This is a genomic window from Enterobacter oligotrophicus (assembly GCF_009176645.1).
GTDB classification, from domain to species: Bacteria; Pseudomonadota; Gammaproteobacteria; order Enterobacterales; family Enterobacteriaceae; genus Enterobacter; species Enterobacter oligotrophicus.
Genome location: NZ_AP019007.1, coordinates 139,168 through 164,173, shown reverse-complemented (window position 1 = coordinate 164,173; position 25,006 = coordinate 139,168). Strand labels below are relative to the sequence as shown.

Genomic DNA, 25,006 nt, shown 5'->3' with positions numbered 1-25,006 from the left:
CCGGTGAAATCACATGGATGATAGATATATGGCAATTCCTGTTTATCTTTTCTTAACTGACGATGGCGGCGCAAAAATCACAGGCTCGGTAGATGTCCGTGGCCGTGAGGGGAGCATTGAAGTATCTGGTTTTACTCATAACCTACGCCAGCCAACAGATCCATTGACTGGAAAAATTACCAGTAAACGCAGCCACGCTCCTGTCATTTTTCAAAAAGAGATTGACTCCTCTTCCCCTTATTTGATGAAAGCCGTAGCGACTGGACAAACACTTAATTACGGTGCTGTCGGTGCGGCTGCGGGCATTCCAGATGGAGTATTGTTACGTGGTGCGGGTACCGCACAGATTCTCGCTGGCACAAGCGATCCGGTAGAATTCGCAAAATACCAGGATGGTAATTCATACGGCGATGATCCGGTTGATCAGTTATGGATAAGGACGGGAATAGATTATGCGCGAAAGTCGGGATTTTAACTGGCGAGTCGGGCTGCTTTTTTTGATTTTCCTGGGTTTTATTGTATACCCGTTCCGCGATCTGTTTACCGTGTATGAAAATTTACGGGGGGAGATTAAAGTTAATGATCAATTAACCCTGTACATCACCCAGGTAGAGGCTAGCTCACTATCCAGGGATACATTTCACTTTTATCTCTATGATGCGAGAAAAAGCACCGAAGAGTTCATGTCTCACGTTAAAGACATCAAACCTGTCATGATCACCAATGATGAAAAGGCCACGGCCACAGCAACAGACGGAGAGATTTATCTACGCGTTCACGGCAATGTGTACTCTTTCACAACAGTTGGTTATGACGTACGCATACATCTTGATAGCTCACCGCACTGAACACGACATTTCACGTTAACCGGGATGTGATCCACTCCCGGTCTTTTTTTAACCTGGCAAGACTGACAAACAACCTGGCAGATGCAGGCAAACGTTTTGCGTGGGCTCCTGTCAGGATAAGGCTGTCACAACACAATAAACACAACAAGATGAGGTCTGCGATGGGAAGCAATTCTTCTTTTTCTGCCCGTAGAACGGCACTGGCTATGGCCGTTGCGCTGTGTTGCGCCTGGCAATCCCCTGTTTTCGCCCACGGCGGCGAAGCGCATATGGTTCCGATGGACAAAACGCTGCAGGAATTTGGCGCGGACGTGCAGTGGGATGATTACGCTCAGATGTTCACCATCGCCAAAGACGGTGCCTTTGTGAAGGTCAAACCGGGCGCGAAAACCGCGATCGTCAACGGCAAGCCCCTGACGCTACAGGTGCCGGTGGTGATGAAAAACAAAAAAGCCTTTATCTCTGAGACCTTCATCAACGATGTTTTTCAGTCCGGTCTCGACCAGACATTTCAGGTGGAAAAACGCCCTCACCCGTTAAACGCACTGACGGCTGACGAAATTAAGCAGGCCGTAGAGATTGTAAAAGCCTCTGCGGATTTTAAACCGAATACCCGCTTTACCCAGATCGCCCTTGCCGAGCCGGAAAAAACCAAAGTCTGGGACTTCGTGCTGAACGGCACCGCTGTTGACGCTCCACGTCAGGCGAATATCACCATGCTGGATGGCAAACATGTAATTGAAAGCCTCGTGGATCTGAAAGAGAAAAAAATCCTGCGCCAGGAGCCCGTCAAAGACGCACATGGCATGGTGCTGCTGGATGATTTTACCGCCGTTCAGCAGATCATTAACGAGAGCACAGAGTTTGCCGACGTGCTGAAAAAACGCGGTATTACCGACACGAAGAAAGTGATCACCACGCCGCTGACCGTCGGCTACTTTGACGGCAAAGACGGTCTCAGGCAGGAAGATCGCCTGCTGAAAGTGGTGAGCTATCTGGATGTGGGCGACGGTAACTACTGGGCGCATCCGATTGAAAACCTGGTCGCCGTGGTTGATCTGGAGCAGAAAAAAATCCAGAAAATTGAAGAAGGTCCGGTGGTGCCGGTTCCGCTCACCCCGCGGCCTTATGACGGCCGCGATCGCGTAGAAACGGCGAAAAAACCGCTGGAGATCATCGAACCAGAAGGCAAGAACTACACGATCACCGGTGATATGGTGCACTGGCAGAACTGGGATTTCCACCTGAGCCTGGACTCCCGCGTCGGCCCGATGATTTCTACCGTAACCTACAACGACAACGGCAAAAAGCGGCAGATTATGTATCAGGGATCGCTTGGCGGGATGATCGTTCCCTACGGCGATCCGGACGTGGGCTGGTATTTCAAAGCCTATCTGGATTCCGGCGACTACGGCATGGGCACCCTGACCTCCCCGCTGGTACGCGGCAAAGATGTGCCGTCTAACGCCGTGCTGCTCAATGAAACCATCCCGGATTACACCGGCACGCCGATGGAAATCCCTCGCGCGATCGCTATCTTCGAGCGCTATGCCGGGCCGGAGTATAAGCACCAGGAGATGGGCCAGCCAAACGTCAGCACCGAACGTCGCGAACTGGTGGTGCGCTGGGTAAGCACCGTGGGTAATTACGACTATATCTTCGACTGGGTGTTCCACGAAAATGGCACCATTGGCATTGATGCCGGTGCAACCGGTATTGAAGCGGTAAAAGGCGTTATGGCAAAAACCATGCACGATGCCACCGCCAAAGATGACACCCGATACGGAACACTGATCGACCATAATATTGTGGGCACCACGCACCAGCATATCTATAACTTCCGCCTGGATCTGGACGTGGATGGTATTAACAACAAACTGGTGGCGATGGACCCTGAAGTGAAGCCAAACACGGCGGGCGGCCCACGTACCAGTACCATGCAGGTCAATCAGTACGACATTGATACCGAGCAGCAGGCAGCGCAGAAATTTGACCCCGGCACGATTCGCCTGCTGAGCAACACCAGCAAAGAGAACCGCATGGGTAACCCGGTTTCGTATCAGATTATCCCGTATGCAGGGGGGACACATCCGGTCGCCACCGGCGCGAAATTCGCCCCGGACGAATGGATTTACCACCGTCTGAGCTTTATGGATAAGCAACTGTGGGTGACGCGTTATCATCAGAATGAGCTGTACCCGGAAGGGAAATTCCCGAACCGTTCGACGCATGACACGGGGCTAGGCCAGTACAGCAAGGATAACGAGTCGCTGAACGACCAGGACGACGTCGTCTGGATGACAACGGGAACAACCCACGTCGCCCGCGCCGAAGAGTGGCCTATCATGCCAACGGAGTGGGTTCATACCCTGCTCAAACCGTGGAACTTCTTTGACGAGACACCAACGCTCGGCAAGAAGAAAGACGAACAGAAATAAAACAGACCGGGCGCAATGCCCGGTTTTCATCGGCTGACTTGCTGTATACCGCATCCAGATTATAGTTATTTTACCTCGCGTATTCCCTTTGCATCTCTTGAAACATTTTCAGCCAGGACACCAGAGAAGTTTTTTGGCGACCACATTGTGACACCGTAACGCGTATTTACGGGCGGATCTTCCGCCCGTTTCAGGAAAACAATTTTTATGGAAAAACGACACACAACGGCACCAGAGCTGGCCACCTGGCCCACGCGCAAATCAATGGTACTGCACGGGCTGGTGATGAACCTCCCATGGCTGGCGTTTGTGAACGTCAGCTTTGCCCTCATGCTCTTGCTGCGCAATATGTTGTTCGGTGATATCGACACCCTTTTGCGTGTACGTCAGCAACTTATTCTGGTTGTCGATGCATCAATGCTGGGGATCATTGTGCTGTCCGTCGCCTTAATCATCATGATCTGGCGGCACATCCCCGGTATTAGCGTTGTTCTGTTCTTATGCAGCCTGATCTGGTCAGTCTGTTGCTATTGGTTTATTACCGAATTACAGCTTCCCCATGCGTGGCCGATGTTTATCACATTATTGATGGCGGGAATGACCGCACTCTATTTTTACCCGGCGGGACTGCTGTGTTTTATTCTCCCCCTCTGGCTCTCACTGCCAATCGCCAGCATGACGCTGAACCATGGGGTTAATATTCGGTTTGCTGGCGTCTGGGGTGTTTTTACCCTCATCCTTATCTGCGGCCGCTTTATACTCTTAAGCTGGTTTGAAGAGGCCTGGCGACGTAACCAGCAGAATCAGCTGTTGATTTCGCGCCTGGATGCGCTGGCCCATCAGGACCCGTTGACCAAAACCGCGAACCGCCGATCGATGGAACTGGTGCTGGAAAATGCCGTCGAGCAGAAAAAAAAGTTCTCACTGATTATGCTGGATGTCGATTACTTCAAACTCTACAACGACACATATGGCCATCAATCGGGAGACGAGTGTCTGACGCGCGTGGCGCAGGTGCTAAAAACGTCGGTGCGGACGCCTGATGATGTCGTTTCCCGCTACGGCGGCGAAGAGTTTGTGGTGATCCTCTTTGATTGTCCGGCGAAAATGGCCGAGCAGATTGCTGCACGTATTCAGGAAAGTCTACGCAAAGCGGCAGTGCCACATGTTGCCTCAAAGGTCAGCGATTATGTCACTGTCAGCATGGGAATTGCGGAAATGGCCGAAGGTCTGGCTGGTACAGAGATTATCGCCCGCGCCGATGCGGCGCTTTATCGGGCGAAAGAGGCCGGACGGGATCGCTGGTCACGATAAGCCTGCCGGGTCAACAAAGCGCGACCCGGCCAGATATCAGTAGCGAACACATACCGATTTGGTTTCACACCAGCCGTCCAGCCAGTCCGGGCCGAAGTCGCGCCCGGTGCCGGACTGCTTCATACCGCCGAATGGCAGGTTAGCGTCGATCAGCGTGTGGCTGTTCACCCACACCGTTCCGGCCTGCAGCCTGTCGGTGTACTCCAGCGCTTTGCTGATATTTTGCGTCCAGACGCTGGCCGTCAGCCCGTATTCGGTATCGTTCGCCAGTGCCAGCGCCTCTTCCCCGTCGGCCACGCGCACCAGGTTAACCACCGGGCCGAACACCTCTTCGCGGGTCAGTCGCAGACTGGCATTCGGGTTCACCACCAGCGTCGGCGAGACGTAATAACCGTTCCCTTCCGGCCCTTTATTACCGGTGATCAGCTCCGCATTGCGCGACGTCGCCTCATCAAGGAAAGTCTGCACTTTGTCGCAGTGGGCACGGGAAACCAGCGGGTTAATAAACGCCTGCGGCGACATGCCCGGCCCGACGCTCAGGGATTTCACTGCCTGTTCAAACCCGCTCACCAGCGTATCGAACAACGGCGCTTCAATATAGATACGGGAACTGGCCGCGCATACCTGCCCCTGATTGAGGAAACTTCCGGTCATCAGCCCTTCAATGACCCACGCGGGATCGGCATCTTTCAGCACGATCGCCGGGTTTTTACCTCCCAGCTCCAGCGTTACGCCCGTTAATGTATCCGCCGCCGTTCGTGCAATCTGCTTGCCCGTGGCGGTCGAACCGGTAAAGCTCACTTTGGCAATGCGCGGGTGCGAGGTCAGCGCCGCGCCGCAGACGGCACCACTGCCGGTAACAACATTGAATACACCGTCCGGTACACCGGCTTCACTTGCCAGCTCCGCCACGCGCAACATGGTCAGCGGCGTGGTTTCAGACGGTTTAATCACAATGGAGCAGCCAGCCGCCAGCGCAGGCATGACTTTCCACATGCCGATCATCAGGGGGAAATTCCACGGCACAATTCCGGCCACCACGCCAACCGGCTCTTTTCGTGTCCACGCCTGGTAGCGCGCGCCCTGCGGCAGGGGAATCGAAAGATCGAGGGTTTTGCCCGCAATTTTGGTGGTTAGCCCGGCGGTATAACGCATCCAGTTCAGGGTACAGCCCACTTCAAAGGCGCGGGAAATGTTAATGGATTTCCCCTGCTCCAGCGTTTCAAGCTGCGCCAGTTCTTCGCTGTGCTGTTCCAGCAGATCGGCAAAACGCAGCAGGATGCGCTCACGCTCCGCCGGTAATTTTCCCGCCCAGCTTCGGGCCACAAAGGCACGCCAGCCAGACATCACAGCGCGATCCACATCGTCCACGCTCGCATCCGCCGTCGACGCAATAACCTCGCCCGTGGCCGGGTTGAAGATATTCAGGCGCTTCTCGCTCTCTGACGCCACCTGGCGGCCTTCAATCCACAGGCCGTGGTGTCGGTCTAAAAACTGCTGTACGGCAGGCAGGACGGCTACCTGTGATTCAGACATCGGGAACTCCTTTGTTATTCTTCGCAGGGTGTTAATGCAGTCTACGAGGGCTTTCGCATTCCCGCTTTTGTCTGTGTGACATTCGCTTTGCCACCTGTGACAGGCTCCGCAATTCGTGATAATTCCCGCTTATTACGCTGTTACCAGTGAGTGTTCTTTCCTATAGTCAGCCTCATGGCTCTGACAAATTGCAACATAAATGCAACAATGCAAAAACATTGACGATGCATCGGGATAAACAATGGCGTGTGCAAGCGAACAGGAAAAATATCAACAGTGGCTGGCGCAAATAAACCAGGTGTGTGGACGCTTTGCGGCCCGTCCGCTGGAGGGTAAGTTTATTGGCGAACTGGAGACCAGCTACGCCCGTAGTCTGAAGTTAAGCACCGTGACCACCGCTGGCGTAAACCTGTTCCGTAGCCGCCATGAGATTAAAAACGGCAATGATGCCTGGTTCTATACCGTGTTCCAGCTGGAAGGAAGCGCGGAAATTGAACAGGACGACCGTCGCGCCATTCTTAAAACCGGTGACATTACCCTTCTCGACGCATCGCGCCCCTGCTCGATATCCTGGCACGACAAATCGCGCCAGATTTCACTTCTGCTGCCCCGCCAGATTGTTGAGCAACAATACCGTTTCCAGGAGGTGCACTGTGCGCTGCCCCTCCCACGCACATTACCTACCGTGCAACTGAGCCACCGACTGTTGCAGGAGAGTATGGGAAATCCTGATTTGAGCGATCTTGAGAGCGAAGCCGCGCTGGCAGCGATGGTCTGTCTGCTGCGTCCGGCGTTTGTGCAACGTGAGCCCGCGCAGCCGCCGCGCAAGGAGCGTCAGTTCCGCAACGTGCTTGCTCTGATTGATGACCATATCCAGTCTGAAGCATTGCGCCCGGAGTGGATTGCCGCGGAGAGCGGCATGTCGGTGCGCAGCTTATACCGTATGTTTGCCGATAAAGGTCTGGTGGTCGCCCAGTACATTAAGAATCGTCGTCTCGACCTGTGCGCTCAGGTACTGCGCACCGCCAGCGATGACGAAAAACTGGCGGGAATTGGTTTTAGCTGGGGTTTTTCTGACCACAGCCATTTTTCGACGGCCTTTAAGCAACGTTTTGGCGTCTCACCTGGCGAATATCGTAAGCGTTTTCGCTAACTATTTTTTCAGCCACTTACCGTTAATACCCTTCACGTATTCGCCCGGCTGTGCGCGTGCCACCAGCTTTTGCCCCGCCATTTTCGCCACTTCATCAACAGGCAGATTATTGCTGTCGGCCAGTTGCTGGTAGCTCTCCGTGCGTGCCGCGTTAATACGCTTCACCAGCGCCAGCGTTTCTGCATCCTGCTTAATCGGCGCGATATAGCCGCTCAGGGTTTCGCCAACACGCCCCTGGGCACGGGCGTCGTTCAGCGTGAGCGTTGCAGCCTGCACGTTCATCCCCAGCGCCAGTAGAATCAAAGCTAAAGCGAGTCGTTTCATGGCGTCCTCAGAACAGATCGCTGCGTGATTTCAGCAGGGCTTCAACGTCTTTATCGACCTTGATATGGATCTCGTGTTCGATTTTGACATTCATATTGATGGTTATCGGTTCTTTCGGCGCTGCGACTTCAATGCGCGGCGTACAGCCTGTCAGCAACCCGACAACGGCGACGGTGAGTACACCAGCCCTCTTTTTCATTGTTGTTCCTCACTTTCCTTGCCAGCCGAACTGCGGATACCGGGTATCGTCGCATGTTGCTCAAACCAGGTTTGCAGATTGTCCCCAAAGCGCAGGCTGCGCCAGAGCGTAAAAACATTCTCTTCGTGAGTGTAGTTAAGGTTCACGGAGCCGCTTTTACCTTCCACGCGGCTGGTTCCCTTAAGGGTCGACTGCATCGTTAATTCACCCAGATTATCCAGATTGATTTTCGTCCATGACCGGGAAATTTCCATATAGCGTAGCCAGTTAATCGCCGCCCCCGCCACCATATTATCATTCACAATGGCATCTGCCGTGTCTTTGTCGATACGCAGCGTCATTGGCCCTGGGTTGGTTAACCAGCCATCTTTGATGATCCATTTTTCATTGTCCAGCCAGAATGGCAGCGCCCCGCTCACCGGACCAGACAGAGTGAACTGCTTCGGATTGATGGCGCTGATAAGCTCGCTGGAGGAGATATTGTCTACGCGCAGTAGTGCCGGATCGTGCTGTGGCATACGCAATTGCTGCAGAGTGATCTTCCCGCCGAGCGTCTCGACCTTCACGTTGGAGAGCAACAGAGGATGGTTCTCTGACCATGGATAATCACCCTGCAAATCCGCCGTGATATTGCGCGCGGTTACCAGGTTTTGCACTTCACCAATGCGTAAGGTCACGGGGCCACGCGTGCCCAGCGACCAGGTGCCCTCGCTAAAGCGGAACGGCAGAACAAAATCGACGCCGTTGATTTGGTTATCGGGCATCCACACACTGCCGGATTGCAGCACGCCGTGGCCACCCGCTTCAAAACCTTGTTCCGCCGCCGCTGAGAACGCCACCTGCGCGTACAGCGAACCTTCACGCAACGTCATTTTCCAGTCCGGTGGAAGCAAAGGCTGGAAAACGGTGAGAGACTGTTTCGGCCACCAGGCCTGCCCGCGCAGACGCTCGCCATCCCAGCGTCCATTCACCCGCACTGGCCCGATTTTATCGGCATGGAGATCGCCTTTGAACTGGAAGATCGTCGGGTCAGTGCCGTCAACGCGAAAAGTCAGTACCGATGGAGGTAGCACGCTTCCGCCGGAAAATGTCGTTTGCCCGGCATTGAGCGATAACGCGCCGCTAAATGTCGGGCTGTCAGGGTCGCGATACCAGCGCACCGGCGTGTCCAGCGCCAGGCGCGGTTTGCTGACCAGCATGGTGCCATACTGGAGTTTATCGAAGCCGGTAGAGAGATCCGTCAACTCAATAACGTTATCACGCCACTCCCCTTTACCCGCCACATCCCAGCGCGCGTTCATTGGCGTGAAGTTCCCTTTCCCCCAATAGCGCCACTGCCACAGGCCGTTATCCGGTAAAAAATCGCTGGCCTGGCCGTCCAGATGAAGTTCAAAATCCCCCATCTCGTTTTCATGCGCCCGTAAAATGGCCTGCAGACGGCCATCCACTCCCTTCTGCGTCAGCTTTACACCTGCCAGCGGCCAGCGTATTTCATCGATATCCAGCGAGTTAATAATGCGACCACGCGAGCGCAGCAGCGCCCCTGGCTCGAAAGTGAGCAGCGGCTCGTTAAGGCTTCCCGTCAGCCTGGCCGGGAGTTTTGCATAGAGGATCAGATCGTTTTGTTTGGCTTCACCGCTCAGATGCAGCGGCATGTTGCTGTTTTCCATGCTCAGCGTGCCGGGCCCGATATTCAGAACGGCGTTACCTTTACCGGCATCGCCCTCGGTTAATACGTTCAGTCGTCCGGCGAAAGTGGCCTTCTCCAGCCCGTGTTGCCAGTTGTCGATCTTAAGGCCCAGGCGTCCACTCAGCGGCATCCCGGACTGTTGCCAGCTCCAGCGCCCATCGCTAATAGTCAGTTGCTGCGCGGTGATTTGCCACGGCAGATCGAGCAGCGGATCGGGATTATCCCGCGCCATGACCACCAGTTGCCCCTGGCTGTTCTCCCAGTCCAGTTCGGCATCGACCAGCGAATCGATCTGTGGCACGTTAAAGGTTGCCAGCGCATGGCCTTTGACCGGCACACCGTCCGGTACGAGCGGCATTGTAAACTCACCCACCAGTTTCAGCGGCTGAGGTTGATTCGGAAGTTGCACATCAAACTGACTGATGGAGAGCATCTGACCGCGCAGTTGACCTTTGATGCTCACCTGCTCGCCTTTGTAGCTCAGCGACTGACTGGCAGGCGTCAACGAGGCTCGCAGTTCTCCCTGCCACTGCTGCCAGGGCGCAAGCGTCAGACGATGAATAGTCAGCCAGGTGTTGGGCAGAATGGCCTGCCACTGCGCCAGCGTTTTTGGCGCGACGGTTGACGGCGCAGATTGGGGCAATTGACTCAGGCACGCCGAGTTAAGCTCAAGCGCACCAATATCGAGATTCCAACGGCTGGGATGCGATAAGGTGATATTGTCGATTCGGGCAATTTCGCAGTCTTCCACCAGATAACGGAGATCGGGGATCTGGAGGGAGTGACGCGTCAGACGGGGACTTTTTTCAAAGGCGATACGCGTTCCCACCGGCAGCCAGATCCCGGCAAGCGTGGGCACCCACTGGGCAAGCGTCATCAGCAGCGTCAGCGGCACGAGTATCAACAGCAGTAAGAGCGCAATCGCGGCTTTGTATTTACCCTTCATGGGCGGTTAATATCCTGATTTAGCGAGAAAAATAAGCCGACATTGCCGATCATTGTCGCATGTTTAGCCAGTCAGTTGAAGTGAACGCCATTTTTAAGGATAGATGCTCTACAATGATTCATAGAACTTATTGAATTCAATAATATTTTATAAATTGTAAGATTATTTTAATCATGCTAACGTGAATGCAAAATCACTGGAGAAAGTCTTATGAAACTCGCGGTATATAGCACAAAGCAGTACGATAAAAAGTATCTGCAACATGTTAACGAGGATTACGGATTCGATCTCGAATTTTTCGACTTTCTGCTGACCGAAAAAACCGCCAAAACGGCGCACGGCTGTGAAGGCGTCTGTATCTTTGTGAACGATGACGGTAGCCGCCCGGTGCTGGAAGAGTTGAAAAAACACGGGGTGAAGTATATTGCCCTGCGTTGTGCAGGTTTCAACAACGTGGATCTTGACGCAGCGAAAGAGCTGGGTCTGAAGGTCGTTCGTGTTCCGGCATACTCGCCTGAAGCGGTGGCCGAACACGCCATCGGTATGATGATGTCGTTGAATCGTCGTATTCACCGCGCTTATCAGCGTACCCGCGATGCCAACTTTTCTCTGGAAGGTCTGACCGGCTTTACCATGTACGGTAAAACTGCTGGCGTTATCGGTACGGGTAAAATCGGTGTGGCCGCCCTTCGCATTCTGAAAGGCTTTGGCATGCGTCTGCTGGCATTTGATCCCTACCCAAGCGCTGCTGCGCTGGATCTCGGCGTAGAGTATGTCGACCTGCCAACCTTGTTCTCCCAGTCAGACGTGATCTCACTGCACTGCCCGCTGACGCCGGAAAACTATCATCTGCTCAACCAGACCGCATTTGACCAGATGAAAGATGGTGTGATGATCATCAATACCAGCCGTGGGGGGTTGATTGATTCTCAGGCCGCCATCGAAGCACTGAAAACGCAGAAAATTGGCGCACTGGGCATGGACGTGTATGAGAATGAACGCGATCTGTTCTTTGAAGATAAGTCTAATGACGTAATTCAGGATGACGTGTTCCGTCGTCTGTCCGCCTGTCATAATGTGCTGTTTACCGGTCATCAGGCCTTCCTGACCGCCGAAGCGCTGATCAGCATTTCCGAAACGACACTGGGGAATTTGCAGCAGCTGGAAAGCGGTGAAGAGTGCCCTAACGCAATTGCGTAGGTAAACATAAACGGCAACCGAGGGTTGCCGTTTTGCAATATTATCTGCCATTGGTTATAACCACATATCTTGATCTGCTTTATTATCTGCGATCGATGTCAATACTGCTCCTGTTGTAAGCCCAACAAATAAGGGCAGAACGATAATAAATATAAAAAGCCATCCTGACATATGCTCTACAACCTGTGGAGCAAATGCTGCTAACCCAATTAAAATAGTCACCATAGTGCAAACTCCAAACATTCCCCCTGCTTCCCACGGGCTACGATAGCTGGTATTAACTTTTGTTATTAATGCCTTGGGGATTTTTGAGGATAAGGCAACCAGTGATAGTTTATTATCTGTTGACGCCGCAATGAATTGCGGGCCCTGAGCATATTTTACGCCATCTGCCGCCAGAGCCAGCGCAAACCACCGATAACCTTCCGTTGACGAACCGAATGATCCTTCCAGCTCCAGCCTGTTTGTTGCCATTTTCCAGTCGTCTAATATCTTCAACAGCGGATATTTTTGCGATTTAGTTAAACCGGTATACCATAACGTCTTTGGTTCCTTCACCTGCTCGGTTTTAAGGTAAACAGGTATCGTTTCTTCCGGATCGGTTATGTCAGTTATCGGACGAAAAATATATATCGTCTTTTCGCCTTCTACTTTCCCATAACTGTTTGTCAATAATAATGCCGTTGCATTCTCCATCGATTTTGACGGTTTATCTTCCTCATGCATATCAATGATGATGAGCAGGCGTTTGATTACATAATCACTCCTCATCCATTCATTTAACAACGTGTAGCCGGGACATTCAGCCAGATAAGAGATTTCCGTTGCCGGGATATTGAGCTTTTCTAAGGAATATTTTAATTCTTCACTACAGCTTTCATTCCCGCCGCGGACCCAGAGACAGGCCCTGAAGCCATTACAGGATGCTTTTAATTTATCCACCAGTGGCGTTAACAGTTGATTAAAAATCTGCTGATTGCGGGTAAGCTCAAACGTCTCTTCCAGTGGAATTGTTAAAGGAGTTTTCGGTGAAAGAGGAAACTCGCCCTCAAGTTTAAGCATATTCAACGCGGGTTCATCGAGCGTACTTAACGTCGACCATCCGGCCAGAAACAACCGCATATGGGCATATTGTTTGAGTCCATACTCGCGTACTTTCTCGTTGTAAACTCTTGTTTCGTAGTAATGCCTGACCGTATTCTCAAATATCAATACAAAATTGATCAATGCAAGCATAAGGAAAAAAGGAAAAACCACAGGTCGCAAGAAAAATGACAGATCCACATGCTTATTTTCAGGCCAGACAACAGCCTGAATGCCAATACAGATAATGATAACAACTAACATAACAGTGCCGGTAACGAGCAATGGAAGCCCGTTACGATTCGGTTCCGGTTGTTCAGGGTAAAGCCACCATTTCATCAGACAACTCCTGCAACGGGTAAGGTTGATATTATTTCGCAACCGCATTCAGCCTTGCATTTATCAATCACGACTCCGCGACCGTGCATTGTCCAGGAAGGATCACATTCAGATATTGCAAATGTTCCCTTATGAAGAGGACACTCGACTAAATCGTCTTTAAGCGCGACAGGTTTACCCATAAAATCAGCACCGGATGCGTTGATAACTTTTCCACCGCTTACCAGCGGATCACCTAATCTAATAACACCTTTCATTTTTTATCCTTATTTCCCTGCATCCATATCGCAGCGCATATGATCCCACCCGGTGTAGTTTATTACTTTCGGGACTGCATCAGGCATATTCTGATAGTTGGATTTAAACTGATGGATACTGTTCACCAGCGCTCGTTTCGTCATATATACCATTCCCCATGCTTCACCAGCAGAGCCGGGCTCTAAGCGACCAACGGAGCCATCTGAGGCTGTGTAAGGTATTCCCGGTCCACCAGTTACAACGCGTGGATCATCAAATGGTTTTGAGGACATATAAAGGCTGTGCTTTGTCTGTAAAAATCCCTGATTGTTTACCACCGTGAACGAAATAATATCGTCGTAAGGCGCATGGTTATCACCATTTGGTTCATTTTCTCCAGGGGAGAACTGTACAAGCTGCCAGGTTTTTCCATAATCCTTTGATGCCATAAAACCACCAGCCCCCCATCCAGTAATGGTAATATAGCGCTCAGACGGATGGACGAATTTTTTCGTGAATATTCGGTAAAATTGGCTCACTGGTTCAGAACGAATTCCTCGTTGCGTATCGATATACCAAAGCTCGCCCTCACAATCCCAGCCTTTTAATTCAAGATAGCGGTGATCGTCGAACCGATAAATAACCTGTGTCGGCGGCTCCTGTAATTGTCTGGCCTGGCTGTTCACTGCAACCATAACTATCAGTCCGGAAAGTAGTCTTTTTATCATCGGCCCGCATCCATATCGCAGCGCATATGATCCCACCCGGTGTAGTTTTTCACTTCCGGGGTTTTATCTGGCAAGTTCTGATAATTGGTATGATATTTCGCTATATCGTTTTTTAATGCGCGTTTTGTAATGTAATCCAGTCCCCAGGCAGGTCCCGGTGAACGCGGATCGATATGATATACATCTCCGTCATCAAGCGTATAAGTTATCCCTGGTCCGCCTGCCGCCAGACGAGGATCATCAAATGGTTTTGAGGACATATAAAGGCTGTGTTTTGTCTGTAAAAATCCCTGATCGTTTACTACCGTGAACGAAATAATATCGTCGTAAGGTGGTAAGTTCATTCCGTCTGGTTCATTTTCTCCGGGAGAATAATGAGCACCGCTCCAGGTTCGTCCATAGTCCTTTGATACTGTAAACCCTCCTCCCCATGCGGATATGGCAATATAGCGTTCTGATGGATGAACGAATCTCTTAGTGAATATCCGATAAAACTGACTCCATACCTGACTATGTATGCCTCGTTTTGTATCTGTAAACCAGAGTTCCCCCTCACAATCCCAGCCTTTTAATTCAAGGTAGCGGTGATCGTCAAACCGATAGACGATCTGTGTCGGCGGCTCCTGTAGTTGTCTGGCCTGGCTGTTCACTGCGACCATAAGTATCAGTCCGGAAAGTAGTCTTTTTATCATCGGCCCGCATCCATATCGCAGCGCATATGATCCCACCCGGTGTAGTTTTTCACTTCCGGAGTTTTATCTGGCAAGTTCTGATAATTGGTATGATATTTCGCTATATCGTTTTTTAATGCGCGTTTTGTAATGTAATCCAGTCCCCAGGCAGGTCCCGGTGAACGCGGATCGATATGATATACATCCCCGTCATCAAGCGTATAAGTTATCCCTGGTCCGCCAGCAGCCAGACGAGGATCATCAAATGGTTTTGAGGACATATAAAGACTGTGTTTTGTCTGTAAAAATCCCTGATCGTTTACCACCGTGAACGAAATAATATCGTCGTAGGGTGGGGATGAATCTCCATTCGGTTCATTTTCACCGGGTGAAAACTGTACGAGTTGCCATGTTTTTCCATAATCCTTAGAAACCCGAAATGCTCCTCCCCCCCAGCCAGTGACTGCTAAATAACGCTCGGACGGATGTACGAAATTTCGTGTAAATATCCGGTAAAACTGATAATAAATTTGTGAATGTATATTTCTTTTTGTATCGGTAAACCAGAGTTCTCCCTCACAATCCCAGCCTTTCAATTCAAGATAGCGGTGATCGTCGAACCGATAAATAACCTGTGTAGGCGGCTCCTGTAATTGTCTGGCCTGGCTGTTCATTGCCAGCATACTAGCCGCAAGGATTAGCACATTGGTTAATTTTTTCATATCTTTCCTTAGATTAATTCACTGTCACTTTTTGGTTCTGGCATATCCCATTGTAGGATCGACACCTCCTGATTCCCGGCGGCGAGATCACGTGACGGGATAACTTTTTTACCACCTTTGAAGGAGTTCACTACACCATATTTACCTACGGGTAAAGCACCATCAGGTTTATTCATGAAATCTTTGGTTAGTGCTGCATTTAACCTTCCCGTAAGGAAATACTCTCTCGCTTGCGGATTTTTATTCTGATGATCCCGCCAGTCAGCACGATGCAATAAATCTTCCCAAAACTTTCCAGCCCTGTAATCGAATGCTTTACATTGACCAATTGCCAGGTCGTAGGCTATTGCGTGAGATGGTGCATATTTGCTCATAACAATCGATGAATGCTGGCTGTAACCCACCGGGTCGGTCCTCTGCCATTCCTTACGTAGGTCTTCCTCTGATTTCATCCACGTCAGTCGGAGATTCTGGAAATCTCTGGTCCCGGTCACAATGCCGTGGATCATTGTTTTCTTGTGGCTGATGCTCTCCACTGCCAGTTCTTCTTTTGACAGCACATGACCGGGGAACCAGCCAATACTCTGATAACTGTTAACGGAATAGGTTGCAGATTCGGTACGTTTAAGCGCGTAGGCTTTGGCAGAATAAGAGATATAAGCATCCGGGCTGTCCGGATCGATATAGGCGGTATAGGGCTTATCGCTCGTTTTTGGATCGTTATCCTTATGATTCCCCTGGCCCTGCAATTCAAAATCAAACGGTTCAGGTAATTCCTCTCCGTTTATCCTGATGTCATTAAATTTATAGGCGGCATTTTTCGCAATGGAATAAGAAAAATCATTCTCCTGCTCAGGCGGCATTTTAAACATTTCAGTCTCTTTAACACCGACTTTGTGGTGCTGGCAAAATACCCGTTGCCGTAAGTTGGGAATTCCATCTGCAATAGCGTGCGGTATCCCACGCCAGCCGAAACCCTGAACTGGCAGAAGTGATACTGTGCCATCCTGAGGACAAAAATAGTTATAGACTTTGCCACTGTTATTTCGCCTGAACTTTTCATCCTTACGCAATGGATTGTCAGACGGTTTCCGCAGTGTGATAGTGCTTTCCATCGCCAGTAATTCAGCGTCTGAAAAATAATCACCTTTGTACATTGTCTGCATAAGTGCGCAAAAATTTTTAAAGGTCTGGACTCTGGCGTCTTCATCTTGCTGGTAACCCGGTGAGGCATCCTCCAGAATCCGGCTTTCCAGTGAATAAGGGGAGTGGTTCAAAATGACACAGTTAACGGGATCTACCCCCTCTTTTTTAACAAGCATATTCGCCAGCATAGTAATGATTGTCCCCTGGCTATGGGCAACTATATTAATTACATCATCTTTGGTTACGGGCTCACGTCTAATCTGGAGTATTAAATCAGCAAGCCGTTGCGCCGCAAAAAACTGGTATATCCGGTGCGGGTTGGAATACATCGCATGGGTGTAATCCCCGTCTGAGGGATTACGAGACATTTTCGCTACCAAATCATAACTTAACCCAGCGGAACCAGGGCCTAACATATCCGGAATGCAGGTTGTCGCATTGGCGAACACACCACCGCCTTTGGCATAGTTCTCATCAAGTGCGTTAGCAAAGTTATCATTTTGAAATTTAAATGGTCCTTTACCATCATTACCCGCGGCGGCTTTTTTCTCAGGGTCAAACTCCTGATAAGCGTCATAAGGCAGCCTGGCATCTCCGGAAAGTTTACCCACTTCATCACGGTAGCGTTGCTGGTCTGTTTTCCAGTCTGCATATGTGACGGGTTTATATCCCCAATAAAAAGGAATAACGGGGCTTCTGCCCGGCTTACAGATTTTTGCACAATTTTCGCCAGCGTCTGAAATCTGAAAATGATTCCATCCATGAGGATACATATCATCGCGATTCAGCCGCTTCGATAATCCGGCAATAATACCTTTTTCCTGATTCTGATAGGCTTCACCTACATCATTCACACCATGAATAAGGATGACGATCCCTGGCATAGGACGAGGGATACTCACGACGGTGGTACAGGCTGCAAGTCCGGCACCTTTATGTGCCGGAATATCCCCCTGAGAAACAACACGAGGCCGATAAGGGCTTTTATTCTGTTCCGTCATTCAACTAACTCCATGATGTAGGTATCTAAGTCTGTGGCATCAAGTAGCGGCGAATTGCCGTTACTGTCAGTCATACCTTCCGTGACCTGGCCGGAGGAACTTGTCAGTTTAAATTTTTGATTCGCAATGGGTTGCCCGTCCGTCTGCAGTTGATAGCGTTTCTGGAAAGTCCCCTCTTTAAATGCCGGCGCTTGCACCTGAACGCTTTCAGGGCCATCGTATTTAAAGCCAGGGGCTTTTATTTCTACGCCTGTCGGCGAAAATATTTCTACAAGCCCATTGGGATTAATACGAATCCCGCCACCGCCACAGCTAAGTTGAATCCCTTTTTTCGCGCTGCCGTTCATCCGCCCTTCTGAACTCATCAGCGTGAAATCCTGCTGTGAAAACAGATGTACTGCGCCGCGTTGTGCCTGAGTAGTGATATCGCCTTTGCTGGCGATCAACTGAATGCCAAGTTTGCGCACAAATAAAGAGAATTTTTCGCCTGCGGCAACCGACAGTTTTTTGACAATATTCACACTGCCGTTATTCCCCGCCGTGGCAACCAAATCGTTACCCGCTGAAAGCTGCAGAGTTTGTGGAGTTACGTGCGCTTGCCCCTGGTCGGCATAGCTCAGAAGCCCCGCTCCCGTCAGCTTATCAAGCATGGCCTTTAGTTCATGTTGTGACGCCGTCTCCGTCTCACTGGCTCCGGCCGCGGCGGCGCATTGTTGAAGCGTATTTGCGATGCTTAACGCTTTCTCAAGCTGCGTAATGGCAGCGGCCATATCCAGTTGCTTGCCCTGCGCGCGAGGCTGAGGCTCTGTTGTAATTAAAACGCCTTTACCGCCACGTAGCGCTATGCGGTCATCAGTACGCCCCTCAATACCTTCTCCGCGCGGTTTCCCTTGCGCATCGACGAGATTGCCTACGCTTAACTGGCTTTTCCCGTGCTCTGTGGAAATCTTGATATGTTCCTGCCCCCGCTTGTCTTCAAGCCGGATTTTATTCAGGCCAGCAGTGCGAATAACGTTGCGGGTGTTGTTACTGTTTGTCACCAGGTCCGGCGCTCTGCCATTATGCAAAACATGCGCGATAAACGGCCTGTCCGGATCGCCTCCCTCAAACGAAACAGCCACTTCGGTGCCATTGAGTAGCGGGAAATGAAAACCGTAAGTCTCGCCCCCATAAGGACGGCCTAACCGTATCAATGCGCTTTCAAACCCTTCACGCTTTTCAGCTAAATCAAAATCAAACTTCACCCGGTAGCGGCCCTGAGCGTCTATCCCTGCATAGGTTTTATTGCTGCCCAGGGAGGCTATGCGTGCAGGTACGGTTCCGGTAATCACAGGGCGGGAAGAATAAGCTGGACGATAGCTATAACCGTCAACGTAGGGTATGCCGTTGATGACACTCTGATAATATTCTGAGCGACTGCCTGTAATTGTCAGCCTTGTCACCACCAGGCCCCGTGTGAACGATTGAGGTACAGGGCCGCCAGGCGTAAACACAGTGCCTGGAATTAGAACAGGATCGCTGGTGGTTGCGCTCAGGAGGCACTGCTCGTTAAGGAGTCGCTCATGCCGGACGCGTGCGTAGAATGCGGCGGTTTCGGTTTCATCGCCAAACAAATCACCTTCTTCCCTGAAGGGATCGGCATAGTGGTATTCCTGTCCGCAAGTAATTCCCTCTGGTATGTCATGAGAGGCTATTGCTTTATTTTTTTGCGGTGAAAAGGGAATTCGGTAGTTATAGCTTCGGACCAATGCGCTTCCGGAAACCAGAGTATGTTTTTCTTCCAGGTCGGTAATATATTCGTTGTAGCTAGTCATGCCTGAACGGCGTACATAAGGGATAGCCCGGTCACAAAACACATACTGGCCGGAGGAATCACCAAAAATGACGACAACTTCGCTTTGCACTTTTTCGTGATTTTCAAAACGGAAAAAGATCCCTACTTCGGCCAGTAAACGTTGAATAAACTGGAGATCCGTCTCTTTCCATTGGATGACCATTTCGCGCCGAGGGTAATGGTGGCTGAGCTTATCAAAATCGATGTTAAACCCTTCAAAGTAGCCACTGTCTGTCATTAATTTTTTAACCAGTTCCGGTACAGACAAATTCATATAAACAGCGGAGCGATAATTTCTGTTCAGTAACGAAAGTTCGTGTTCCAGAACACATTCATAAAACGCTTCATCAGCCGATGATTTGATACGCGCCAACGAGGTGATGGTGCCATTTACCCGTCTGACAGGAAGCCAGGGGGTTTGTCCATGCCAGGCGGCTTTAGGGTTAGGCTCGCGAATATGAAATTCTGCACAATGATTGAGTATTCTTTCTACCGGGATATTTGATTCTTTAGAGGTGAAACGTATCGTGTAACGATAAGGGGTACTAAGCGCTTCCGTTGCTATAAAGGAATGGACATCGGCTATCACATCCTTACTATAAAAAAAAAGGAGATACCTGTTTAATGTGTCCTGCTGTTGTAGGGGAAATTGCTCTTTCATAGGAACATCCGTTTAAGTAAGCCGCAAAAATTATACGACCACTTTTCCCGGAGAGAAATACGTTTTCATCTACTATTAATTCAATACATTTATCAAAAGAATAAATTTACCCCCAACAATAAAAATTAAATATATTAATTACAGGGGGGCTTTTTATATTATATCTAACTCTTTTCGCTTTTTTAATTCAGACGCCCCTCTCCTTGTGGGAGAGAGGCAAAGTGAAAGCGTTAACTCGTTAACTTAACCCACGATTCTTCAACATCGGCTCCAGCTTCGGATCGTGCCCGCGCCAGTCGCGGTATAGTGCTTCCAGATCGCTGCTGTTCCCGCGTGATAAAATCGCCTCGCGGAACGTTTGCCCGTTTTCTCGCGTCAGGCCGCCCTGCTCAACAAACCACTGATAGCCATCGTCCGCGAGCATTTGCGTCCAAAGGTACGCGTAGTACCCTGCTGCATAGCCGCCACCAAAAATATGGGCGAAATAGCTGCTGCGATAGCGAGGCGGTACGGCGGGGAGATCCAGCCCCTCTTTTTTCAGTGCATGCGCTTCAAAAGCCTCAACATCCTCCACTGGCTCGCTGATCTCGTGCCAGTTCATATCCAGCAGCGCGGCGCTCAGCAGCTCCGTCATGTCGTAGCCTTTGTTGAACTGGGTCGCGCTAAGCATCTTATCCCGTAGCGTGTCCGGCATTGGTTCGTTGGTTTCATAGTGACGCGCATAATGCGCAAATACCTGCGGATGGCTGGCCCAGTGCTCGTTAATTTGCGACGGAAACTCTACAAAATCGCGCGGCGTGTTAGTACCGGAGAGCGTGGCGTACCGCTGGGTTGCAAACAGGCCGTGCAGCGTATGTCCGAATTCATGGAACAAGGTGATGACGTCATCCCAGGAGAGGAGCGCTGTCTGCCCCTGCGCCGGCTTTTGGTAATTACACACGTTGTATATGACCGGACGCGCGGAAAATTCGTATGACTGCTCAACGAAATTCCCCATCCACGCACCGCCGCTTTTGGAGTCGCGGGCGAAGAAATCACCGTAGAACAGCGCCATTCCTTCGCCGGTGTGGTCAAAGATTTCCCATACGCGAACGTCCGGGTGATAGACAGGAATGTCAAAACGCTCCACGAAACTGATCCCAAACAACTGGTTCGCGGCCCAGAATACGCCGTCATGCAGCACGGTATTGAGCGCAAAGTACGGTTTTATTTGCGACTCATCCAGCGCATATTGCCCCAGACGCACGCGCTCAGCATAAAACGCCCAGTCCCATGCCTGAACCGTAAATCCGCCCTGCTCATCGTCAATCACTTTCTGAATGTCGGCCTGCTCACGCTCTGCGCGCGAGCGCGCCGCAGGAACAATACCCCGCATAAACGCCAGCGCCGCGGCTGGCGTTTTCGCCATCTGATCGGCAATGCTCCAGCTGGCATAGTTTTCGAAGCCGAGCAGTTGCGCCTGACGCGCGCGTAATGCCGTGAGACGGCGGATCAACGCACGGGTATCATTTTCATCACCCTTCTGCGTACGTACCCAGCCCGCGTTGAATAAATTTTCGCGGGTCTGACGATCGCGAAGTGCAGAGAGCGCGGGCTGCTGCGTGGTATTAAGCAAGGGGATCAGCCACCGATCGTTCAGCCCTTTTTCTGCCGCGGCCTGCGCCGCCGTTGCAATCTCATCGGCGCTGAGTCCATCAAGCTGGTGAACATAGTCCACAACCAGCCCGCCCGCTTTATTTGCCGCCAGAAGTCGCTGGTTAAACTGGCTCGTCAGGGAAGCCGACTCGGTATTTAACGCCTTCAGCTCCGCTTTTTCTGCATCATTCAGACGAGCCCCCGCCAGAACAAAGTGCTGATACGTCTCTTCTGCCAGACGGCGGGACTCGGCATCCAGCGCCGCGCGCTCCCGCCAGACAGCCTCCACGCGGGAGAAAAGCAACTCGTTAAGCCAGATGTCGTTCGCGAGCGCTGCCAGTTCCGTCGAGAACTGTTCGTCCAGCGCTTGTAAAACATCATTGGTATGCGCGGAAGTCATCGCGAAGAACACGCTGCTGACGCGGGACATCATGGCCCCGCTTTTTTCCAGCGCCAGCACGGTGTTTTTAAAGTCCGGTTCTGTCGTTTGCGCGACGATAGCGTCGATTTCCGCGCGTTTCTGGCGCATGGCTTCGTCAAATGCCGGGCGATAGTGGCTATCGGTAATCTCGTCGAAACGAGGAGCCTGATAAGGTAACGGGCTGATTTCAAAGAAAGGATTGTTGACCGACATCGTTTACTCCTGAGAACGGTATATCTCCCCAGAGTAGGCCAGGCCGCCGCGCCCTGCAATGCCGTCATACAAATGTTGCCTTAACGGGGTACCTGAGAGCGTGCTATGGTAGTAAAACACAAAAAGCGTTGAGGAACAGTGAGATGATTATTTTAGTTACCGGGGCGACAGCAGGTTTTGGTGAATGCATCACGCGCCGCTTCGTCGCCAACGGTCATAAAGTGATTGCGACAGGCCGTCGTCAGGAACGTCTGCAGGAGCTGAAAGATGAGCTGGGTGACAGCATTTTGACCGCACAGCTGGACGTGCGTAACCGTGCCGCCATTGAAGAGATGATAGCTAACCTGCCTGCCGAATGGCGTGACATCGACGTGCTGGTGAACAATGCCGGTCTGGCGTTGGGTATGGAACCTGCCCATAAAGCCAGCGTGGAAGACTGGGAAAATATGATCGACACCAACAATAAAGGGCTGGTGTATATGACCCGCGCCGTGTTGCCTGGCATGGTTGAACGCAATCGCGGCCATATCATCAACATCGGTTCAACCGCGGGCAGTTGGCCTTACGCGGGGGGTAACGTCTATGGTGCGACCAAAGCGTTTGTACGCCAGTTCAGCCTGAATCTGCGCACCGACCTGCACGGCACTGCGATTCGCGTGACCGATATCGAGCCTGGTCTGGTTGGTGGTACGGAGTTCTCTAACGTCCGTTTCAAAGGCGACGACGCAAAAGCGGATAAAACCTACGAAAATGCCAATGCGCTGACGCCGGAAGATGTTACCGAGACCGTCTGGTGGGTCGCGACCTTGCCAAAACACGTTAATATCAACACCGTTGAAATGATGCCTGTCAGCCAGAGTTTTGCCGGACTTAGCGTCCATCGTGGTTAATTTACCCTTCCCGGCCTGCGGGCCGGGGATGTGATGACAGACAAAAGAATGGTAGTATGTGCAGGTTAACTCTCTGAGAAACCACAACACATGGCCGCTGAATCGCAACTCAATCCTACCCAGCCTGTTAATCAGCAAATCTATCGCATTCTGCGACGTGATATCGTTCACTGCCTGATCCCGCCAGGAACGCCGCTCTCTGAGAAAGAGGTATCCGTCCGTTTTGATGTCTCTCGTCAGCCTGTGCGCGAAGCATTCATTAAACTTGCAGAGAACGGTCTGATTCAGATCCGCCCGCAACGCGGCAGCTATGTAAATAAAATTTCCCTTTCTCAGGTGCGAAACGGCTGTTTTGTCCGTCAGGCGATTGAGTGCGCAGTGGTACGCCGCGCCGCCTCGCTGATTAATGACAACCAGTGTTACCTGCTGGAACAGAATCTTCATCAGCAGCGCATCGCCATCGACCGTAAGCAATTGAACGACTTTTTCCAGCTTGATGATGAGTTTCACCAGAAGCTGGCCCAAATCGCTGATTGTCAGCTGGCCTGGGATACCATTGAAAATATCAAAGCCACCATTGACCGCGTGCGCTACATGAGCCTTGATCATGTCTCACCACCGGAAATGTTACTTCGACAACACCATGATATTTTTAATGCGCTGGAAAAGCGTGACACCGACGCTGTTGAAAAAGCCATGACGCTGCACCTGCAGGAAATTAGCGAATCTGTGCAGTTAATTCGTCAGGAAAATAGCGACTGGTTCAGCGAAGACTAAATTCGCCGCCCCCTTTCGGTTGCGGCGTGGTGATTAACGAACGACTAATACCGGGATGCTGGCATAGCGCAAGATGGATTCGGCGTTCGAGCCGAGCAGATGGGTGGTGATACTCGGATTTTTTGATCCGATGACGATAACATCATATTCCCCTTCTTTGCTTAGCTTGATTATTTCATCGCGCACATTACCGAAGCGTACTACGCAGTGAATATCTTCCGGGGCAATATCGAATAACCGCTTGAGGTCCGTCATCTTTTTTTCGGACTCGGCGGTCATATACGCTTCAAACTTTCTGATATCGGCATTAAATCCACGTAACAATGACCGGCTGCTGCCCGGCAGAATATTAACCAGCGTAATCGACGCACCTTCCGTCTTTGCCAGATTAGCCGCGTGGCGTACCGCTTTGTCGCTCAAGTCCATTTCAAACACATCAACAGGCATCAAAATCTTTTTGTACATAAGCCTGACTCCCTTATTCCAGTGAAAGGATTATTTCCTGATCTAAGTTTGACATCTGCAATATAAACGAAGCCTCAACACTTACCTGCAGAAACTATCATTCTGCGAAAATAACTGTCCAGTTTGTAAATTGCTGCCCTGAACTGTCAGCAGCCACCAATATTGAGAAAAAAGTGTGAGTTTGATCAAAAACAAAAAAACGAAGTGCAGACAGGCGTATTTATAGTGCCCCGTGAACGGCAAAACCAGAATAGCGCCGTAACGGATACGTTAGAGAGGAGAAAATACCATGATGACATACGACCGAAACCGCAACGCAATTACGACCGGCAGCCGGGTCATGATCAACGGCACAGGACACACTGGTGTAATTAAAGCGATTCACAGCAACGGCCTTGATGCCGCACAGGTGCGTCGCAGCAAAACGGTTGAAGTGGAAGGATGCGAAGGTAAGTTTGAACCGATCGAACTGATTCGCCTGGGAATGCACTAAAACGTGCAAATCATGCCGCCGTGAACGGCGGCATGTGATGGG

22 protein-coding genes are annotated in these 25,006 nt (G+C 51.0%); 9 read left to right on the top strand and 13 right to left on the bottom strand.

All coding sequences use genetic code 11. The features are described 5' to 3' along the window. Window positions 1-28: 28 nt before the first annotated feature. From tssD to EoCCA6_RS00800, 4 genes are all read left to right on the top strand, one after another. A complete protein-coding gene (tssD, locus tag EoCCA6_RS21705; RefSeq protein ID WP_152084375.1) occupies window positions 29-475 on the top strand; it encodes a type VI secretion system tube protein TssD in 447 nt (148 codons plus the stop codon). Then, the gene (locus EoCCA6_RS00810) at window positions 453-848 is read left to right on the top strand and encodes a hypothetical protein (RefSeq protein ID WP_152081022.1); all 396 of its coding nucleotides are present in this window, start codon (window positions 453-455) and stop codon (window positions 846-848) included. Before tssD ends, EoCCA6_RS00810 begins: the two co-directional genes overlap by 23 nt. A gap of 161 nt (window positions 849-1,009) precedes the next feature. Beyond that, the gene (tynA, locus tag EoCCA6_RS00805) at window positions 1,010-3,286 is read left to right on the top strand and encodes a primary-amine oxidase (protein WP_152081021.1); all 2,277 of its coding nucleotides are present in this window, start codon (window positions 1,010-1,012) and stop codon (window positions 3,284-3,286) included. A 207-nt stretch (window positions 3,287-3,493) separates the two neighbouring features. Then, entirely contained in the window at window positions 3,494-4,600 is a 1,107-nt protein-coding gene (locus EoCCA6_RS00800) for a GGDEF domain-containing protein (RefSeq protein WP_152081020.1), read from the top strand. 36 nt (window positions 4,601-4,636) lie between these two features. Here EoCCA6_RS00800 and EoCCA6_RS00795 read toward each other — a convergent pair whose 3' ends face one another. After that, complete coding sequence (locus EoCCA6_RS00795) at window positions 4,637-6,136, bottom strand: aldehyde dehydrogenase family protein (protein ID WP_152081019.1); 1,500 nt, start codon at window positions 6,134-6,136, stop codon at window positions 4,637-4,639. Between the two features lie 241 nt (window positions 6,137-6,377). Between EoCCA6_RS00795 and feaR the strand changes: the two genes are divergently transcribed. Further along, window positions 6,378-7,289, top strand: coding sequence for a transcriptional regulator FeaR (gene feaR / locus EoCCA6_RS00790; protein WP_152081018.1), 912 nt, complete (start codon window positions 6,378-6,380; stop codon window positions 7,287-7,289). Here the strand turns inward: feaR and EoCCA6_RS00785 are convergent, their stop codons facing one another. From EoCCA6_RS00785 to EoCCA6_RS00775, 3 genes are read right to left on the bottom strand one after another with little or no spacing between them, the layout of a single operon-like run. Beyond that, window positions 7,290-7,613, bottom strand: coding sequence for a YdbL family probable chaperone protein (locus EoCCA6_RS00785; RefSeq protein WP_152081017.1), 324 nt, complete (start codon window positions 7,611-7,613; stop codon window positions 7,290-7,292). 7 nt (window positions 7,614-7,620) lie between these two features. Beyond that, the gene (locus EoCCA6_RS00780; protein WP_152081016.1) at window positions 7,621-7,812 is read right to left on the bottom strand and encodes a YnbE family lipoprotein; all 192 of its coding nucleotides are present in this window, start codon (window positions 7,810-7,812) and stop codon (window positions 7,621-7,623) included. Then, entirely contained in the window at window positions 7,809-10,448 is a 2,640-nt protein-coding gene (locus tag EoCCA6_RS00775; protein WP_152081015.1) for a YdbH family protein, read from the bottom strand. Before EoCCA6_RS00775 ends, EoCCA6_RS00780 begins: the two co-directional genes overlap by 4 nt. Before the next feature lie 210 nt (window positions 10,449-10,658). Here EoCCA6_RS00775 and EoCCA6_RS00770 point away from each other — a divergent pair, with 210 nt between their 5' ends. Beyond that, entirely contained in the window at window positions 10,659-11,648 is a 990-nt protein-coding gene (locus tag EoCCA6_RS00770) for a 2-hydroxyacid dehydrogenase (RefSeq protein ID WP_152081014.1), read from the top strand. Window positions 11,649-11,702: 54 nt separating this feature from the next. Here EoCCA6_RS00770 and EoCCA6_RS00765 read toward each other — a convergent pair whose 3' ends face one another. The 8 genes from EoCCA6_RS00765 to dcp all read right to left on the bottom strand — a co-directional run bounded on the left by EoCCA6_RS00765 (window position 11,703) and on the right by dcp (window position 22,339). Beyond that, window positions 11,703-13,070, bottom strand: coding sequence for a hypothetical protein (locus tag EoCCA6_RS00765; protein ID WP_152081013.1), 1,368 nt, complete (start codon window positions 13,068-13,070; stop codon window positions 11,703-11,705). After that, window positions 13,070-13,327, bottom strand: coding sequence for a PAAR domain-containing protein (locus EoCCA6_RS00760; RefSeq protein WP_152081012.1), 258 nt, complete (start codon window positions 13,325-13,327; stop codon window positions 13,070-13,072). The genes EoCCA6_RS00765 and EoCCA6_RS00760 overlap by 1 nt, the downstream gene beginning before the upstream one ends. Window positions 13,328-13,336: 9 nt before the next feature. Continuing rightward, the gene (locus EoCCA6_RS00755; RefSeq protein WP_167515518.1) at window positions 13,337-14,035 is read right to left on the bottom strand and encodes a T6SS immunity protein Tli3 family protein; all 699 of its coding nucleotides are present in this window, start codon (window positions 14,033-14,035) and stop codon (window positions 13,337-13,339) included. After that, on the bottom strand, window positions 14,032-14,727 hold the full coding sequence (locus EoCCA6_RS00750; RefSeq protein WP_420841607.1) for a T6SS immunity protein Tli3 family protein: 696 nt from the start codon (window positions 14,725-14,727) through the stop codon (window positions 14,032-14,034). Before EoCCA6_RS00750 ends, EoCCA6_RS00755 begins: the two co-directional genes overlap by 4 nt. Beyond that, entirely contained in the window at window positions 14,724-15,428 is a 705-nt protein-coding gene (locus EoCCA6_RS00745; protein WP_167515517.1) for a T6SS immunity protein Tli3 family protein, read from the bottom strand. The genes EoCCA6_RS00750 and EoCCA6_RS00745 overlap by 4 nt, the downstream gene beginning before the upstream one ends. A gap of 8 nt (window positions 15,429-15,436) precedes the next feature. Then, the gene (locus EoCCA6_RS00740) at window positions 15,437-17,575 is read right to left on the bottom strand and encodes a T6SS effector phospholipase Tle3 domain-containing protein (RefSeq protein ID WP_152081009.1); all 2,139 of its coding nucleotides are present in this window, start codon (window positions 17,573-17,575) and stop codon (window positions 15,437-15,439) included. Continuing rightward, the gene (locus EoCCA6_RS00735) at window positions 17,572-20,070 is read right to left on the bottom strand and encodes a type VI secretion system Vgr family protein (RefSeq protein ID WP_152081008.1); all 2,499 of its coding nucleotides are present in this window, start codon (window positions 20,068-20,070) and stop codon (window positions 17,572-17,574) included. The genes EoCCA6_RS00740 and EoCCA6_RS00735 overlap by 4 nt, the downstream gene beginning before the upstream one ends. 238 nt (window positions 20,071-20,308) lie before the next feature. Continuing rightward, the gene (dcp, locus tag EoCCA6_RS00730; protein WP_152081007.1) at window positions 20,309-22,339 is read right to left on the bottom strand and encodes a peptidyl-dipeptidase Dcp; all 2,031 of its coding nucleotides are present in this window, start codon (window positions 22,337-22,339) and stop codon (window positions 20,309-20,311) included. 143 nt (window positions 22,340-22,482) lie between these two features. Between dcp and ydfG the strand changes: the two genes are divergently transcribed. Further along, a complete protein-coding gene (ydfG, locus tag EoCCA6_RS00725; RefSeq protein ID WP_152081006.1) occupies window positions 22,483-23,229 on the top strand; it encodes a bifunctional NADP-dependent 3-hydroxy acid dehydrogenase/3-hydroxypropionate dehydrogenase YdfG in 747 nt (248 codons plus the stop codon). A gap of 90 nt (window positions 23,230-23,319) precedes the next feature. After that, on the top strand, window positions 23,320-24,006 hold the full coding sequence (locus tag EoCCA6_RS00720) for a GntR family transcriptional regulator (protein WP_152081005.1): 687 nt from the start codon (window positions 23,320-23,322) through the stop codon (window positions 24,004-24,006). A 33-nt stretch (window positions 24,007-24,039) separates the two neighbouring features. On the opposite strand, the gene EoCCA6_RS00715 is transcribed toward EoCCA6_RS00720, so the two are convergent. Further along, window positions 24,040-24,471 carry a universal stress protein gene (locus EoCCA6_RS00715; protein ID WP_152081004.1) on the bottom strand — a complete coding sequence of 144 codons (432 nt, stop codon included), beginning with the start codon at window positions 24,469-24,471 and terminating at the stop codon, window positions 24,040-24,042. A gap of 289 nt (window positions 24,472-24,760) precedes the next feature. Between EoCCA6_RS00715 and ydfZ the strand changes: the two genes are divergently transcribed. Further along, window positions 24,761-24,964 (top strand): putative selenium delivery protein YdfZ, encoded by a 204-nt coding sequence (gene ydfZ, locus EoCCA6_RS00710; protein WP_152081003.1) that lies wholly within the window; start codon window positions 24,761-24,763, stop codon window positions 24,962-24,964. Window positions 24,965-25,006 lie beyond the last annotated feature (42 nt).

What these genes read in the sequence shown, in the direction of transcription:
- EoCCA6_RS00810 (WP_152081022.1), top strand. Translation starts at nt 453, where the DNA reads ATGCGCGAAAGTCGGGATTTTAACTGGCGAGTCGGGCTGCTTTTTTTG.
- EoCCA6_RS00715 (WP_152081004.1), bottom strand. Translation starts at nt 24,471, where the DNA reads ATGTACAAAAAGATTTTGATGCCTGTTGATGTGTTTGAAATGGACTTG.
- tynA (WP_152081021.1), top strand. Translation starts at nt 1,010, where the DNA reads ATGGGAAGCAATTCTTCTTTTTCTGCCCGTAGAACGGCACTGGCTATG.
- EoCCA6_RS00795 (WP_152081019.1), bottom strand. Translation starts at nt 6,136, where the DNA reads ATGTCTGAATCACAGGTAGCCGTCCTGCCTGCCGTACAGCAGTTTTTA.
- EoCCA6_RS00750 (WP_420841607.1), bottom strand. Translation starts at nt 14,727, where the DNA reads ATGATAAAAAGACTACTTTCCGGACTGATACTTATGGTCGCAGTGAAC.
- EoCCA6_RS00740 (WP_152081009.1), bottom strand. Translation starts at nt 17,575, where the DNA reads ATGACGGAACAGAATAAAAGCCCTTATCGGCCTCGTGTTGTTTCTCAG.
- ydfG (WP_152081006.1), top strand. Translation starts at nt 22,483, where the DNA reads ATGATTATTTTAGTTACCGGGGCGACAGCAGGTTTTGGTGAATGCATC.
- EoCCA6_RS00745 (WP_167515517.1), bottom strand. Translation starts at nt 15,428, where the DNA reads ATGAAAAAATTAACCAATGTGCTAATCCTTGCGGCTAGTATGCTGGCA.
- EoCCA6_RS00775 (WP_152081015.1), bottom strand. Translation starts at nt 10,448, where the DNA reads ATGAAGGGTAAATACAAAGCCGCGATTGCGCTCTTACTGCTGTTGATA.
- EoCCA6_RS00720 (WP_152081005.1), top strand. Translation starts at nt 23,320, where the DNA reads ATGGCCGCTGAATCGCAACTCAATCCTACCCAGCCTGTTAATCAGCAA.
- dcp (WP_152081007.1), bottom strand. Translation starts at nt 22,339, where the DNA reads ATGTCGGTCAACAATCCTTTCTTTGAAATCAGCCCGTTACCTTATCAG.
- feaR (WP_152081018.1), top strand. Translation starts at nt 6,378, where the DNA reads ATGGCGTGTGCAAGCGAACAGGAAAAATATCAACAGTGGCTGGCGCAA.
- EoCCA6_RS00785 (WP_152081017.1), bottom strand. Translation starts at nt 7,613, where the DNA reads ATGAAACGACTCGCTTTAGCTTTGATTCTACTGGCGCTGGGGATGAAC.
- EoCCA6_RS00755 (WP_167515518.1), bottom strand. Translation starts at nt 14,035, where the DNA reads ATGATAAAAAGACTACTTTCCGGACTGATAGTTATGGTTGCAGTGAAC.
- EoCCA6_RS00765 (WP_152081013.1), bottom strand. Translation starts at nt 13,070, where the DNA reads ATGAAATGGTGGCTTTACCCTGAACAACCGGAACCGAATCGTAACGGG.
- EoCCA6_RS00780 (WP_152081016.1), bottom strand. Translation starts at nt 7,812, where the DNA reads ATGAAAAAGAGGGCTGGTGTACTCACCGTCGCCGTTGTCGGGTTGCTG.
- EoCCA6_RS00760 (WP_152081012.1), bottom strand. Translation starts at nt 13,327, where the DNA reads ATGAAAGGTGTTATTAGATTAGGTGATCCGCTGGTAAGCGGTGGAAAA.
- EoCCA6_RS00800 (WP_152081020.1), top strand. Translation starts at nt 3,494, where the DNA reads ATGGAAAAACGACACACAACGGCACCAGAGCTGGCCACCTGGCCCACG.
- EoCCA6_RS00770 (WP_152081014.1), top strand. Translation starts at nt 10,659, where the DNA reads ATGAAACTCGCGGTATATAGCACAAAGCAGTACGATAAAAAGTATCTG.
- ydfZ (WP_152081003.1), top strand. Translation starts at nt 24,761, where the DNA reads ATGATGACATACGACCGAAACCGCAACGCAATTACGACCGGCAGCCGG.
- EoCCA6_RS00735 (WP_152081008.1), bottom strand. Translation starts at nt 20,070, where the DNA reads ATGAAAGAGCAATTTCCCCTACAACAGCAGGACACATTAAACAGGTAT.
- tssD (WP_152084375.1), top strand. Translation starts at nt 29, where the DNA reads ATGGCAATTCCTGTTTATCTTTTCTTAACTGACGATGGCGGCGCAAAA.